Origin of the sequence: Pectobacterium sp. IFB5596, assembly GCF_021432585.1 — a bacterium.
Taxonomy (GTDB): Bacteria; Pseudomonadota; Gammaproteobacteria; order Enterobacterales; family Enterobacteriaceae; genus Pectobacterium; species Pectobacterium punjabense.
The window spans coordinates 155878-170270 of record NZ_LXFY01000001.1 but is presented as its reverse complement, the minus strand read 5'-3'; the positions used below and the strand labels follow the sequence as shown (position 1 = coordinate 170270).

Sequence of the window (14393 nt, the reverse complement as noted above, 5' to 3'; positions counted from 1 at the left end):
GTCACGCAAAAATGTACGCGCTACCTACTCGCGGCCCGGCAGCTTTTTCCAGGTCACTTCATTGCGCAGGTAGCGAGGTTGCGCATTCTCGACGCTGACCGCTTTTCCTGCCTGCCATAGCTGACAGGCCAACGGCAGCATGTCCTGTGCCTGCGGCAACAGCACACCCCCCGTCGTTAATACCAACGATGGATGCTTGACCAATTCTGGATAGGTTTCCCATCCGGTTCCTACCGTGGTCCATTCGCCTGACAGCGCAACCGTTAACGCCTGCACCTGTTCAGGTTTCAATACCGCTTCTTCGGACTCGCCCTGCCAACAGCCGTCAGCATCGCGCTGATAACAGCCCCAGTAGACTTCTCCCATCCGCGCATCGATGGCAGCCAGCACGTGGGTCGCCTGTCTCTGGCGAAAAGCGCCCTGCGCCATCGCCGCCAGTGACGATACGCCGAGCAGCGGTAAATCTGCGCCCAGCGCCAACCCTTGTGCAATGCCGATACCAATCCGCACACCGGTAAAACTTCCCGGCCCCTGACCAAAGGCCAGCGCATCAAGATCCTTGAGCGTCAGGCCGCTGTCGGCCAGCACCTGCTGAACCATCGGCAGAATACGTTGTGTGTGTTCACGGGGACAAATTTCAAACAGGGAATGAATTTCACCGTCATTCCAGAGTGCGACGGAACAGGCTTCCGTTGCGGTATCAAGCGCTAGAATTCGCGTAGACATGCCAACCTCAGGCAGGATAAATAAATCTTAATAACCCGCATCATAGCATAAGCCCCTGTCGTGCCGCAGCCCTTCCCGCCACCGGTCAGGCCATACGGCAATCATCAACGGAGATTAGGTGCTACTCGTCAGGAAAGTAATCGCTTGCTGAATATCGCGGGTACGTGGTGTCGGCGGTAAGCTGTTAAGAAATACGGCACCATACGGCCGCATCACCAGTCGATTATCACAAATCACAATCACACCGCGATCCTCAACATCACGGATGAGGCGGCCTACGCCCTGTTTCAACGTAATCACCGCATCGGGAACCTGTACATCGTCGAACGGTTCACCGCCGCGCAGGCGACAGTCTTCTATACGCGCTTTCAGCAGCGGGTCATCCGGTGAAGTAAACGGCAGTTTATCGATAATAACGCAGGAGAGCGTATCACCGCGCACATCCACCCCTTCCCAGAAGCTGCTGGTCGCCACCAGCAACGCATTTCCCGCCGACACAAACTGCGACAGCAACTGCGCCTTGCCCGTTTCACCCTGCAACAGCACCGGTAGCGTCAGCGTAGCACGGAACTCGGCGGCTAAATCGCGCATCATCTGATGCGAGGTGCATAGCATAAAGCAGCGCCCCTGATTCGCTTCAATCAGCGGCCGCAGCATCGTCACCAGCCTTTTCGCCGCACCGGGGCGATTGGTTTCCGGCAAGTTACGAGGGACACAGAGCAGTGCCTGATTGGCATAATCAAACGGGCTAGGTAACAGGAGCGTGTTCGCGTTATCCAACCCCAGTCTATCCGTGAAGTGAAAGAGTTGATCGTTAACAGACAAGGTCGCAGAGGTAAACACCCAGGCCGCAGGCTTCTCTTTTATCAATTCACGAAAACGATCGGCGACGGACAACGGCGTCAGTGCCAACACAAAATGGCGCGAATTACATTCATACCAGTAGCTGTATCCCGGTAACTGGACGTCTTTCAGCCGTTTTAGTCGATTGCGGTAAAGCGTGGCACGTTCAAAGGCGGCATCCAGCAGCGCAGAACGCCCCAGTGATAGTTTCGCGACGTCGTAACACAGCTCCAGCGCATCATCCAGCAGTACCAAAGCACGCTGAAGCGACGGCTGTTCGAGCACATCGCGTAAGTTACCGCGAAACCCCGGATCGCCCAGCGCCAACCGAAAATCCTGCGTACTTTGCGTCAGGCGATCGGCACTTTTCTGTAGCTGAGAGGCGTCGCGTACTTCGGTGCGGTATGCAATGATGATGTCTTTTGCCAAATCCAGCAGTTGACGGCTGGAAAGTTGCTGACCGAAATATTGACTGGCGATATCAGGAATTTGATGGGCTTCATCGAAAATCACGACGTCACTTTCTGGGATCAGCTCCGCAAAACCGGTTTCCTTCACCACCATGTCTGCCAAATAAAGATGATGGTTAACCACCACGATATCGGCATCCATCGCTTTGCGTCGTGCTTTCACCACGAAGCACTCTTTATAATGCGGGCAGTCGCTACCCAGACAGTTATCGTTGGTGCTGGTCACTAATGGCCAAATCACGCTGTCTTCCGCTACGCCCGAACAGGTCGTGACATCACCTTCCGTTGTTTCCGACGACCATCCTCGCAGCCTGACCAGTTCGCTCAATGTTTCGGCGGGTAAATCACCGCCCCCCAGCGACTGCTGTTCGAGCCGTTCCAGACAGAGATAATTCGAGCGGCCTTTCAGTAGCGCTAACTTGCCTTTGTACTTCAGCGCCTGCGCAATCGTCGGCAAATCGCGGCTATAGAGTTGATCCTGTAACGCTTTAGACCCGGTTGAAATGATGACTTTTTTATCTGATCGCAAGGCGGGCGCGAGGTAAGCATAGGTTTTACCCGTTCCGGTTCCCGCTTCCACCACCAGTGCCGTTTTATCATCGATGGCCCGCATGACGGCATGCGCCATCTGTCGCTGTGGTTCACGAGGCCTGAAGCCAGTGATCGCTTTCGCCAGCGCGCCGTCATTAGCAAAATCATCGATTACCCGATCGTTCGTCACGCCAACTCTCTTTCTCAAAGGAATACGTTCTCTGTCGCCCCTAACCGTTTCTGGTCGCGGCAAAAATATCGCGCTGATTATGCCAATAGTCGCTCGGCGCTACCACCTTAAATCAGGAAAGCGGGCCGACGCCCGCTGTGTTAGGCTTGGCAATTCGCTTTTATTACGTTAGGAGAAACTTCACCCATGGCGATCACACGAATTCATCCTGAAGCACGCTGGTCAGACGCCGTTATCTATAACAACACGCTCTATTACACCAGCGTGCCAGAGAATCTGGATGACGACGCTCAGTCACAGACGGAAAACGCGCTGGGCGCGTTGGATGCGATCCTGGCACACGCGGGAACAGATAAGAGCAAACTGCTGGATGTGACGATTTTTCTCGCCGACGCCGATGATTTCGCCGCGATGAACGCAGCGTGGGATGCCTGGATCGTGGCTGGCAGCGCGCCGGTGCGCTGCACCGTGCAGGCGAAGTTGATGCATCCGAAATTTAAAGTCGAAATAAAAGCGATTGCCGCGGTATAAACCGCCCTATCATTAATACCCTAACGAAGAGGATGGCAGTTACTGCTCATCCTCCTCTTCACCATCGTCAAAATGATGTTCATCATCGTTGTCATTAACTGTGTCGTCATCGTCTTCGTCAAACATCACCGCGACGCTGCCACCCTGATGATTTTCGCGGATTTCGGCTGCAACGAGCGCGATAGCCTGACCACTGCTCATGCCCTCAGACATCAGTTCCTGAATGCGCTCTACGGCATCTTGCTGTTGTTTATGTGTCAGCGCGGGCATACCTGCAATCATGATTATTTCCTGATTAATAAATTCACGCATATCATCGCACGCCCGCTTTGAGATACACCAGTATTTCTGCTTTATGGTACGCTGTAGGCAGTAAAATCGACACGACACTCTATAGATACCACACGAAAACATGATTGCCGCCAACACGATTCACGAGATCAATACCAGCGATTCGGGCTCCGCCGTTCTCTATCACGCGCTGCCATATTACCCGAATGTGCTGCTCGATCGCTTTGCCCCTTTTTCCCAACAACCGTGGGCTATGCTACTGCATTCTGGGTTTGCCGATCATCCGCACAATCGCTTTGACATCATGGTCGCTGACCCGCGCATCACGCTGTGTACGCGCGGAGACAAAACGGAAATTATAAGTGACAGTGTAACGAAAACCATCGAGGGTGATCCGTTTATCCTGCTGCAACAGCAGTTGGATACGCTGTCGTTACCCGTCGAATCACACCCTGATTTTCCCTTTCAGGGCGGCGCGTTAGGTCTGTTCGGCTATGATTTGGGACGCCAGATTGAAACGCTGCCCGTACAGGCCGAACGGGACATTGATTTGCCAGATATGGCTGTGGGTCTATATGACTGGGCGCTGGTTGCCGACCATCATCGGAAAACGTTAACGCTGATCGTACATCATTCCCTTCAGACACGGCTCGACTGGCTAGCTAACCCGCCAGTTAACGCCCCGAAAGCCGATTTCAAACTCACCGACGCCTGGCAGTCGAATATGTCACGCAGCGCGTACGGAGAGAAATTCCGCAAAATACAGGACTATCTTCTGGCGGGGGATTGTTATCAGGTTAATCTGGCACAGCGTTTTTCTACAGCTTACGAAGGCGATGAATGGCAGGCATTTTTACAGCTATCCGCAGGAAATAAAGCGCCCTTCTCTGCCTTTCTACGCTTGCCAGAGAATACCGTGATCAGCGTGTCGCCGGAACGCTTTCTCTGGCTTGAAAACAACCATATTCAAACGCGTCCGATTAAAGGCACATTACCGCGTCTCGCAGATTCAGACGCTGATAAACAGCAGGCGGCGCGGCTTGCCAATTCAGAGAAAGATCGCGCAGAAAACCTGATGATTGTCGATCTCCTGCGTAATGATATCGGTCGCGTGGCGGTTCCGGGCAGCGTTCGCGTACCTGAGTTGTTCGTCGTCGAGCCTTTTCCCGCAGTACACCATCTGGTCAGCACGATTGAAGCACAACTACCCGAAAATTGCCCCGCAACCACGTTGCTACGCGCCTGTTTCCCCGGAGGGTCGATCACTGGCGCACCAAAAATCCGCGCCATGCAGGTTATTGAGGAGCTAGAGCCTCAGCGACGCAATGCCTACTGCGGCAGTATCGGCTACATTAGCCAGTGCGGAACGATGGATACCAACATCACCATCAGGACGTTATTGACAGAACGCGGCAAAATCTACTGCTGGGCGGGCGGCGGTATTGTTGCCGACAGTCAGGAACAGGCGGAATATCAGGAAACGTTTGATAAAGTGGGCCGTATTCTTCCGTTGCTGGAGGATTCCCAGATAATTCAGGTACTAAACAAATGAGTGAGATCGCCTTGCCGCCTGCGGCGTTTGCGTTGAATGACTTTATTACGCGCTTTCAGTTACAGCTTCCTCCACCGCTACGGCCAGTGCATCAACAGCGTCAGGCGGCGGTTCTGGTGCCGATTATCTGTCACCCTGCACCCACTCTGCTCTTGACCCGGCGGTCTGTCGACCTGCGTAAGCATGCCGGGCAAGTGGCGTTCCCCGGCGGTGCGGCAGATAAAACGGATCGTTCGATCATCGAAACCGCGCTGCGTGAAGCGCAGGAAGAAGTGGCAATCCCACCGGAGAATGTTCAGGTGTTGGGCGTCTTACCGCCGTTGGACAGCGTCAGTGGCTTTCAGGTCACGCCAGTCATCGGGTTGATCACAGCACAAACTCGCTTTCACCCTAATGAAGATGAAGTCTCCGAGCTGTTTGAAATGCCACTGGACGAAGCTTTCGCGCTAACGCGCTATTACCCGTTGGATATCGAGCGTAAACAGCAACGGCATCGGGTTTATCTCTCCTGGTATCAGCAGCAGTTTGTCTGGGGATTGACCGCCGCCATCATCCACCAGCTTGCGTTACAAATTTCCGACAGCCCCTAAGTCCAAGGCCGCCGCTGGCGGCTTTTAGCGCAACACTTCTTTTCCCCCACTAATTATCCCTACTTTAAAAACATTTTCGCCGGACAAAAACCATTCATGTATAGACTTTACAATGACTTACCTCACATTTGAGATAAGTTAAATTATGTATTGGCATAAGTTTATTTCATGCGAAAAAGAAAGCCACACGACATATTCCACACTACAATAGCGCGATTTGACGAGTTTTATTCTAATCTTTGGGTATATATCCACTACAATTCAGATCATGTTTCGCCAGAGCCAAAAACTGGCAACCAGAGAATTGTGGATACTGCCCTGACTCTTTGAGGAGTTTGGTGTGATAAGTGTTTTCGACATGTTTAAGATCGGTATTGGCCCCTCTAGCTCTCATACGGTTGGACCTATGAAAGCCGGTAAGCAATTTGTCGATGAATTGATCAACCAAAATTTACTGACCGCGACCACGCGCATTGCCGTTGACGTTTATGGATCGCTGTCGCTGACGGGTAAAGGCCACCATACGGATATCGCTATCATCATGGGTCTGGCGGGTAACATGCCAGATACCGTTGATATTGATGCCATCCCCGGCTTTATCCGCGATGTTGAGCAACGCGAACGTCTGCTGCTGGCTAACGGGCAGCACGAGGTGGATTTCCCTCGTGAAGGCGGCATGGTTTTTCGCAGCGAGAATTTGCCGCTGCACGAAAATGGCATGACGATCACCGCCTTTGCCAGCAATAAAGAAATTTATAGCAAAACCTATTACTCCATCGGTGGCGGTTTCATCGTCGATGCAGAGAATTTTGGTAAAGACGCCACCACCGACGTCTCCGTGCCTTATACCTTCCATTCTGCCAAAGAGATGTTGGAACACTGCAAGCAGAGCGGCCTGTCACTTTCCGGCATGGTAATGCGTAACGAGCTGGCGTTGCACAGCCGCCAGGATATTGATGCGTACTTTGCCGATATTTGGCAAACAATGCGTGCCTGTATCGATCGCGGTATCAACACCGAAGGCGTTTTGCCCGGGCCACTGCGCGTACCACGCCGCGCCTCTGCGCTGCGTCGTATGCTGGTGTCTTCCGATAAGTTGTCCAACGATCCGATGAACGTCGTCGACTGGGTTAATATGTTCGCGCTAGCAGTGAACGAAGAAAACGCCGCAGGTGGCCGAGTGGTTACCGCACCAACAAACGGCGCGTGCGGTATCGTTCCTGCTGTTCTTGCCTATTACGATCACTTCATCGAACCCGTTAGCCCGACCATTTATATTCGTTATTTCCTCGCTGCTGGTGCGGTCGGCATTTTGTACAAAATGAACGCCTCTATCTCCGGTGCCGAAGTGGGTTGTCAAGGCGAAGTGGGCGTGGCCTGCTCCATGGCCGCGGCTGGGCTGGCAGAGCTGATGGGCGCGAGTCCTGAACAGGTTTGCATCGCCGCCGAGATCGGTATGGAACACAACTTAGGCTTAACCTGCGATCCTGTTGCAGGTCAGGTACAGGTTCCGTGCATCGAACGTAACGCGATTGCTTCCGTTAAGGCGATTAACGCCGCACGTATGGCCACCCGACGCACCAGTGAACCACGCGTTTCGCTAGATAAGGTGATTGAAACCATGTACGAAACAGGGAAAGACATGAACGCCAAATACCGCGAAACTTCACGAGGCGGGTTGGCGATCAAAGTACAGTGCGATTAAAAGAATTAGGCGATCAAACAGGAGGCGGGGTATCCCCGCTATCCTTTCCCACACCTTCTGGCTACCTCTGAAAATTCAATTTATTTAATAAAGCCTTCTTAATCATAAAGCGCTATTTGTCGTAATAGGCAGATATTCAATGATTGAACATTCAGTTTCCTGTTAACAATTTTTCCCACGGGTCATAAGCGGGCGATAACCATGGCTTGGGACGTAAAGAGTCAGATAAAAAATCACGTAAAAGCTGCACTTTGAGGGGCAATAGGACACGTGTAGGGTAAAGGGCATGTATTTCCAGTGTTTGCGCTTGCCATTCCGGGATAATTTCGACTAATTTCCCTTTTATAATATCACTGTGTACCAGAAAATCTGGTTGCAAGATTATCCCTTGGCTCTCGATAGCGAGAAGTCGGCATGTTGCGCCACTATTAACATTGAGACGCGGATGGGTGCTAACTTTTATCTGTTCTCTTTTTTCTTTGCAGAATAGCCATTCGTTGCCACTGGCGTTATAACTATAAGCAATGACTACATGTTCATCTAAGTCTGTCGGGTGTGTTGGTGTCCCCCGTAAGCGAAGGTATTCGGGTGAGGCGCACAATATCAGACGCGTTGTTGCCAACAGAGAGGATACCAGCGTTGAATCAGGTAAATTGCCGATGCGAACCACTAAGTCGTAGCCTTCTTCCACTGGATCGACGTTACGATCAGAAAGAACAATATCAAGCTCAACTTTCGGATTTCTATCCATAAACTGTCCCCATAGCGGAGCCAATTGAAGTACACCGAAATCCTGCGGTACACCGATTCGCAAACGCCCATGTGCTTGACTGGCTCGTGCGCAAACTTGGTTTTCGGCCTCCTCGATAACCGATAACACCTCTTTACAGCGTTGATAATAAGTCTGACCCTCACTCGTCAAAGAAATACGCCGGGTGGTACGGTGAAGTAATCTCACGCCCAAAAACTTCTCAAGTTCAATAACCTGCCGTGATACTGCCGGTTTAGAAAACCCCGTACTTTCTACCGCTTTGACAAAACTTCCTGCTTTAACTACCGCCACAAAAGTCGTCATCGCTTGCAATTTATCCATAGTCTCCTCCAGAGAGACAATATATCTATTTATCCCTTATTTATCATTATCAACATTACTAATAAAGTGTCTTGGATACTTTTATTATACGAGGATTACACAATGAGAATTGCCGTTATAGGTACTGGAAATATGGGACAGGGGTTCGTCAAGCAACTTACCTTGGCTGGGCATGAAGTCCGTGTAACCGCGCGCGATCTCACAAAAGCCAGAGCGCTTGCAGCTCAATATCCGGGGGCTGTGGCAGTCGAGTCTGGTAACGCGTTGCAGGATTCAGACATAGCGATTTTGGCGGTAGGTTACAACGATACGCACTCCGCATTACGCTCGCTTGGCGATCTAAAAGGGAAAGTGATTGTGGATATAACCAACCCACTCACAGCCGATTACATGGGACTAACCCTTGGGCATAACACCTCGGCAGGAGAAGAAATCGCAAAAATGGTTCCGGAGGCTATTGTTGTTAAAGCATTTAACACCATTTTTGCTCAAGTTTTGTCAGAAGGGGCAAAATTCGCCCAAAATGCCACTGTCCCTGCTTTTTATGCCACAGATAGCGAATCCGCAAAAGAATCTGTCCGCGAATTAATCGAAAGTATAGGGTTCTCTCCTATATATTCCGGTGGCCTAAAAAATTCACGTTATCTGGAGCCGCTTGGCGGACTCAATATTTATTTTGGGTACGGTGCAAATAAAGGCACTCAAATTGCGCCGACTTGGATTAGTCGTATTTAAATCACTATTTATTATTTTCTCGGGATAACTATGCCACGTACAAAATTGACTCAACTCTCTCTCGCTTTAACAATACTTTGTGTTTCTTCATTTTCTTTTGCGGAACAGAAATCAACCGATATTGTTAGTCCTATTACGAACAAAGTTTTACCATATAAAACAAGCCCTTCAGACGCACGTAAAGCAGGTCGCGTGGCTTATGATAAACCGACGCCTGAAAATAGCATTATGTTATTTGTCGATCACCAGGTGGGGTTGATGGCTAGCGTTCGAGATTTTCAACAGGCATCAGGCTATAAAAATAATGTTATTGCCTTAGCGCAGATGGCGAAGGCATTAAATATTCCCGTATTAATTACAAGTTCCAATGCGCAATGGCAAAATGGCGATACGCTGCCGGAATTGAAGGAAATATTCAAAGATCAGCCGATTTATCGCCGTACTGGTATTATCAATGCTTATGAAGATCCGACGTTCCGTAAAGCTTTAGAAGATTTAGTGGCTAAAACTGGGCGTCGACACATTATCATTTCCGGTGTCACATTGGGAACGTGTGTAACCTTACCGACGTTGGCAATGATAAATGATGGGTACCAAGTGTATCCCGTTGTTGATGCATCTGGCGCATGGAGCAAATACGAAGCAGATGCCGCAATGCAGAGAATGACAGCGGCAGGCGCTGAGCTTGAAAGCGTGTTTGCACTTGGTGCAGAGTTGCAGGCAGACTGGAAAAACCCAACCGCTGACGCGATGCTTCCTCCATTTATCAATGGATTGCCAGAATATGGCTGGGTATTACAGAACTATTGGAACAATGCTAACCAACATACCGTTCCAGACCCGTTCAACGTGGTGAAGTAATATACATCAGAACCAAGCGAATAAACACCCTGTCAGCGCACCGCTCACAGGGTGTAATCATCACGCCGTTCATCTGGAATCAGAGACCTGATTCCAGATTGTTTATGACTCGCAGAAACGTACCAATACACTCAACCGACTGGTATTACACCAAATCATTGGCGGGGCTTTCTTTTGCAAATCAACTCACAACACGCTAATTACGCGTCTTTATCCTCTTCCCGATCGACAATGCGTTCTACACGCACCAGTTCAATACGGTATTCGGAAACATCGATGATATGGAAACGCAGGCGGTGCAACTCGATGATCTCACCGACTTTCGGGAATTCATCGCTGTGCGCCAACAGCATGCCTGCCAACGACGCATACTCTTCCTTTGGATCAACCAGATCGCTACTATCCACTACCTGTTGCAGAGCGTGCAGATCTGTTCCGCCTTTCACTAACCACCCTTCGCCATCTGGGATGATATCCAGCGTTTCGTCTTCATCCGGGAACTCACCCGCGATGGCTTCCAGCACGTCCAGCGGCGTAACCAGCCCTTGTACCACGCCAAACTCGTTGGTGATGATAACCAGACTGCCTTTCGCACGACGCAAAACTGGCAGCAGGTTAATGACATCCAGCGTTTCGGGTACGACAATCGGCGGATTAGCCGCGGCAAAGCTTTCCACATCGGTTTGCGTTTCCAGCGCTACCAGCAGATCTTTGGCACGGACGACACCGATAATTTCATCCAGAGAACCGCGACATATTGGGAACAGGCTGTGAGGCGTATCTAGCAATTGCATACGGATCTGTTCGACAGAACTCGCGCTATCCACCCAGGAAATTTCAGTACGCGGCGTCATCACGCTACGCAGCGAACGTGAGGCTAACGTCAGCACACCGCTGATCATATTGCGCTCTTCTTCGGCGAATTCCTCTGTCGTGAGTTTCTTCTGCGGTTCATCCGCATCCACATCGTCCGTATTTTTCCGTGAGCCCATCAAGCGCAGAATGGCCTCTGCGGTACGTTCACGCAAAGGGCGGTGCGACTGATGCTTCATAAAGTTATGACGGGCAATTTGGTTAAACAGTTCGATCAGGATAGAGAAACCAATCGCTGCATACAGATAGCCTTTCGGTATGTGGAAGCCAAAACCTTCCGCCATTAGGCTCAGACCAATCATCAGCAAGAAGCTGAGGCACAGGACAACCACCGTTGGGTGCTCGTTGACGAAGTTGGTCAGTGGCTTAGAGGCAATCAGCATGACACCCATCGCAATGATCACCGCCGTCATCATGACGCCCAGGTGATCCACCATCCCCACGGCGGTAATGACGGCATCCAGCGAGAACACGGCGTCCAGCACGACAATCTGCGCTACCACAGCCCAGAAGCTGGCATGCGCGCGATTACCATTGCCGTCGTGCGTTTTATTCTCTAGCCGTTCATGCAATTCCATCGTGGCTTTGAACAAGAGGAACATACCGCCGAATAGCAGAATCAGGTCTCGACCTGAGAAGCTAAAATCGCCAACGCTAAACAGTGGACGCGTCAGGGTGACCATCCAGGAAATCAAAGACAACAGGCCCAGACGCATTAATAACGCCAGGCTTAAACCGATAATGCGGGCTTTATCTCGCTGCTTAGGAGGTAATTTATCCGCCAAAATGGCGATAAACACCAAATTGTCGATACCCAGAACAATTTCAAGTACCACCAGCGTCAATAGGCCTGCCCAGATTGAAGGATCTAGCAAAAATTCCATGTCAGACTCCAGAAAATGAACGAGCAAATGACATCAATGCATGAACCGCATTGAATGGTAATAAAAAGAGTGGGTGTGAATCAGAGAGATTCTGAATGTGGTCTGAGTGACCAACTGAGTGCAGAAAACCGCCAGCATTAGCGGGGAAACAGAGAACGTTTTGTCGGTGACAGTCCATGGGAAGGGCTGATGCCCGGTGCTCCTAAGCAATTTAAGGGATGTTTACTCTAACAGGTTGTTACCATTTTTCACAAAGAATTTCTTAGACTGGCTTCGCATTGATAACGCGCTCAAATTTTGTGATTCCACACCGTTTTGCCCCCCTGCTTAACTGGTCAGCATTAGAGCATCATCACACTATTTATTTTTTCGATAACTAAAATAAATCTGTCAGTCACGATTTCTCGCCTGACAACCTGGAGGAACACAGTGAAATGTCATGAATCCACGGTAAAAATTTTTCTTGCAGCCATACTAATACCGCGACGGTTAACGTTGAACGACTAAGCGTTGACCCTGTTTCCTGACACATTGACTCTTTTTGATCGTGAACGTGAGGAGGTAGCAAGTGAGTATTGCCATACTGTTATGCACTCACGGCGCCACTGCGGGACCGCTGTTAAAGACAGCAGAAATGATTCTTGGTGAACAACGTAATGTCGCCTGGATTGATTTCGTTCCTGGAGAAAACGCCGAAACATTGATAGAAAAATATCAGGAAAAACTCACGCAGTTAGATACATCGCAAGGCGTGCTGTTTCTCGTTGATACCTGGGGCGGCAGCCCGTTCAACGCCGCCAGCCGCCTCGTCACCGACAAAGAAAACCATGATGTTATCGCCGGCGTGAATATTCCCATGCTAGCGGAAACCTTTATGGCTAGGGATGATAATCCATCCTTTTCCGATCTGGTTGCTATCGCTCTGGAAACTGGCAGAGAGGGTGTAAAAGCGTTAAAACATCAGGAGAAAGCCAAAGCTCCCCTTTCCTCTCCAATACCAAAAGCCAACACGGTTCCCACACCGGCAGGACCCGGTGAACATATGAATATCGGGTTGGCACGTATAGATGATCGTCTGATTCATGGTCAGGTCGCCACCCGCTGGACGAAAGAAACCAATGTTTCGCGCATTATTGTTGTCAGCGATGAAGTCGCCGCCGATCACGTGCGTAAAACGTTGCTGACTCAGGTTGCGCCACCGGGCGTTACCGCACACGTCGTGGATGTGGCAAAAGCCGTTCGCGTTTATGACAACCCGAAATATGCCGCCGATCGCGTAATGTTGCTATTCACTAATCCAACCGATGTATTAACGCTGATCGAGAATGGCGTAAAGATCACTTCAGTCAATATTGGTGGGATGGCATTTAAACAGGGGAAAACACAGGTCAATAATGCTGTCTCTATTGATGAAAAAGATATTGCGGCATTCCGTGAATTAGATAAACGCGGTATTGAACTGGAGGTTCGGAAAGTATCAACCGATTCCCGGATTAAAATGATGGATTTGATTAACAAAATGCCGCGTTGATACCTGTCGCAATGTGAAAGGTATTAACACTAACATCACCATCAATAATAGCTTTATAGACCTGACGATTTTCAAGATATGCCTTTATGTCGATATTGAAAAGCTTTATGTCGACATAGGAAATCAACGGGTATGCCGATTTATTTTTACTCAGACACATTTTATAGGAGAAGTACGATGGAGATTACCACACTTCAAATTGTGCTGATATTTCTCGTCGCGTGTGTTTCGGGGATGGGTTCGATTCTCGATGAATTCCAGTTCCACCGTCCACTCGTCGCTTGTACGCTAATTGGCGCAGTATTAGGTGATTTAAAAACCGGGATCATTATTGGCGGTACGCTGGAGATGATCGCATTAGGCTGGATGAACATTGGTGCGGCAGTCGCACCCGATGCGGCGCTGGCCTCCATTATTTCAACCATTCTGGTTATTGCTGGTGGTCAGGGAATTGGTGCCGGGATTGCCCTGGCGATTCCGCTCGCTGCCGCCGGGCAAGTATTAACCATCATTGTTCGTACCATCACGGTCGCGTTTCAGCATGCGGCAGACAGTGCGGCAGAGCGAGGTAACCTGACGGCCATCAGTTGGATTCACGTCTCCGCGCTACTGCTTCAAGCCATGCGTATTGCGATTCCTGCGGTTATTGTCGCGGTCTCCGTCGGTACTGACGCCGTTCACGCCCTGCTCAACTCCATCCCAGAGGTGGTCACCAACGGCCTGAATATCGCCGGTGGGATGATTGTCGTCGTCGGTTACGCGATGGTCATCAACATGATGCGCGCAGGCTACCTGATGCCATTCTTCTATCTCGGCTTCGTTACCGCCGCGTTCACTGAGTTCAATCTGGTGGCGCTGGGCGTAATTGGTATTGTGATGGCGGTGCTGTATATCCAGCTCAGCCCGAAATATAACAAGGTTCAAGGCCAGTCTGTTGCATCAGGCAATAACAGCCTTGATAACGAACTGGATTAACAGGAGTGAGAA

At 50.3% G+C, this 14393-nt stretch carries 13 protein-coding genes; 8 read left to right on the top strand and 5 right to left on the bottom strand.

Annotation, left to right across the window (positions count from 1 at the left end; all coding sequences use genetic code 11):
• Positions 1-24: 24 nt before the first annotated feature.
• Both tsaB and A6301_RS00855 read right to left on the bottom strand, forming a co-directional pair.
• Complete coding sequence (gene tsaB, locus A6301_RS00860) at positions 25-726, bottom strand: tRNA (adenosine(37)-N6)-threonylcarbamoyltransferase complex dimerization subunit type 1 TsaB (RefSeq protein ID WP_234256887.1); 702 nt, start codon at positions 724-726, stop codon at positions 25-27.
• 114 nt (positions 727-840) lie between these two features.
• Positions 841-2760, bottom strand: coding sequence for an ATP-dependent DNA helicase (locus tag A6301_RS00855; protein WP_234256886.1), 1920 nt, complete (start codon positions 2758-2760; stop codon positions 841-843).
• A gap of 186 nt (positions 2761-2946) precedes the next feature.
• Between A6301_RS00855 and A6301_RS00850 the strand changes: the two genes are divergently transcribed.
• Positions 2947-3291, top strand: a complete 345-nt coding sequence (locus tag A6301_RS00850; protein WP_234256885.1) for a RidA family protein — start codon at positions 2947-2949, stop codon at positions 3289-3291.
• A 39-nt stretch (positions 3292-3330) separates the two neighbouring features.
• Here A6301_RS00850 and A6301_RS00845 read toward each other — a convergent pair whose 3' ends face one another.
• Positions 3331-3573: a YoaH family protein gene (locus tag A6301_RS00845; protein WP_205542347.1), complete on the bottom strand. Its 243-nt coding sequence runs from the start codon at positions 3571-3573 to the stop codon at positions 3331-3333.
• Between the two features lie 130 nt (positions 3574-3703).
• On the opposite strand from A6301_RS00845, the gene pabB reads away from it, so the two are divergent.
• The 3 genes from pabB to sdaA all read left to right on the top strand — a co-directional run bounded on the left by pabB (position 3704) and on the right by sdaA (position 7429).
• Positions 3704-5134, top strand: coding sequence for an aminodeoxychorismate synthase component 1 (gene pabB, locus A6301_RS00840; protein WP_234256884.1), 1431 nt, complete (start codon positions 3704-3706; stop codon positions 5132-5134).
• Positions 5131-5724 carry a CoA pyrophosphatase gene (locus tag A6301_RS00835; protein WP_107170577.1) on the top strand — a complete coding sequence of 198 codons (594 nt, stop codon included), beginning with the start codon at positions 5131-5133 and terminating at the stop codon, positions 5722-5724. Before pabB ends, A6301_RS00835 begins: the two co-directional genes overlap by 4 nt.
• A gap of 340 nt (positions 5725-6064) precedes the next feature.
• Positions 6065-7429: an L-serine ammonia-lyase gene (gene sdaA / locus A6301_RS00830; RefSeq protein WP_107170578.1), complete on the top strand. Its 1365-nt coding sequence runs from the start codon at positions 6065-6067 to the stop codon at positions 7427-7429.
• 151 nt (positions 7430-7580) lie between these two features.
• Here sdaA and A6301_RS00825 read toward each other — a convergent pair whose 3' ends face one another.
• Entirely contained in the window at positions 7581-8522 is a 942-nt protein-coding gene (locus tag A6301_RS00825; protein ID WP_234256883.1) for a LysR family transcriptional regulator, read from the bottom strand.
• A gap of 102 nt (positions 8523-8624) precedes the next feature.
• Here A6301_RS00825 and A6301_RS00820 point away from each other — a divergent pair, with 102 nt between their 5' ends.
• Both A6301_RS00820 and A6301_RS00815 read left to right on the top strand, forming a co-directional pair.
• Positions 8625-9257, top strand: coding sequence for an NADPH-dependent F420 reductase (locus A6301_RS00820; protein ID WP_234256882.1), 633 nt, complete (start codon positions 8625-8627; stop codon positions 9255-9257).
• A gap of 30 nt (positions 9258-9287) precedes the next feature.
• Positions 9288-10118 carry an isochorismatase family protein gene (locus A6301_RS00815; protein ID WP_234256881.1) on the top strand — a complete coding sequence of 277 codons (831 nt, stop codon included), beginning with the start codon at positions 9288-9290 and terminating at the stop codon, positions 10116-10118.
• Between the two features lie 200 nt (positions 10119-10318).
• Here A6301_RS00815 and A6301_RS00810 read toward each other — a convergent pair whose 3' ends face one another.
• Entirely contained in the window at positions 10319-11875 is a 1557-nt protein-coding gene (locus tag A6301_RS00810; protein WP_205542344.1) for a TerC family protein, read from the bottom strand.
• 568 nt (positions 11876-12443) lie between these two features.
• On the opposite strand from A6301_RS00810, the gene manX reads away from it, so the two are divergent.
• Positions 12444-13406, top strand: a complete 963-nt coding sequence (gene manX / locus A6301_RS00805) for a PTS mannose transporter subunit IIAB (protein WP_107170580.1) — start codon at positions 12444-12446, stop codon at positions 13404-13406.
• 177 nt (positions 13407-13583) lie between these two features.
• Positions 13584-14381 (top strand): PTS mannose/fructose/sorbose transporter subunit IIC, encoded by a 798-nt coding sequence (locus A6301_RS00800; protein ID WP_107170581.1) that lies wholly within the window; start codon positions 13584-13586, stop codon positions 14379-14381.
• The last annotated feature ends 12 nt before the right edge of the window (positions 14382-14393 follow it).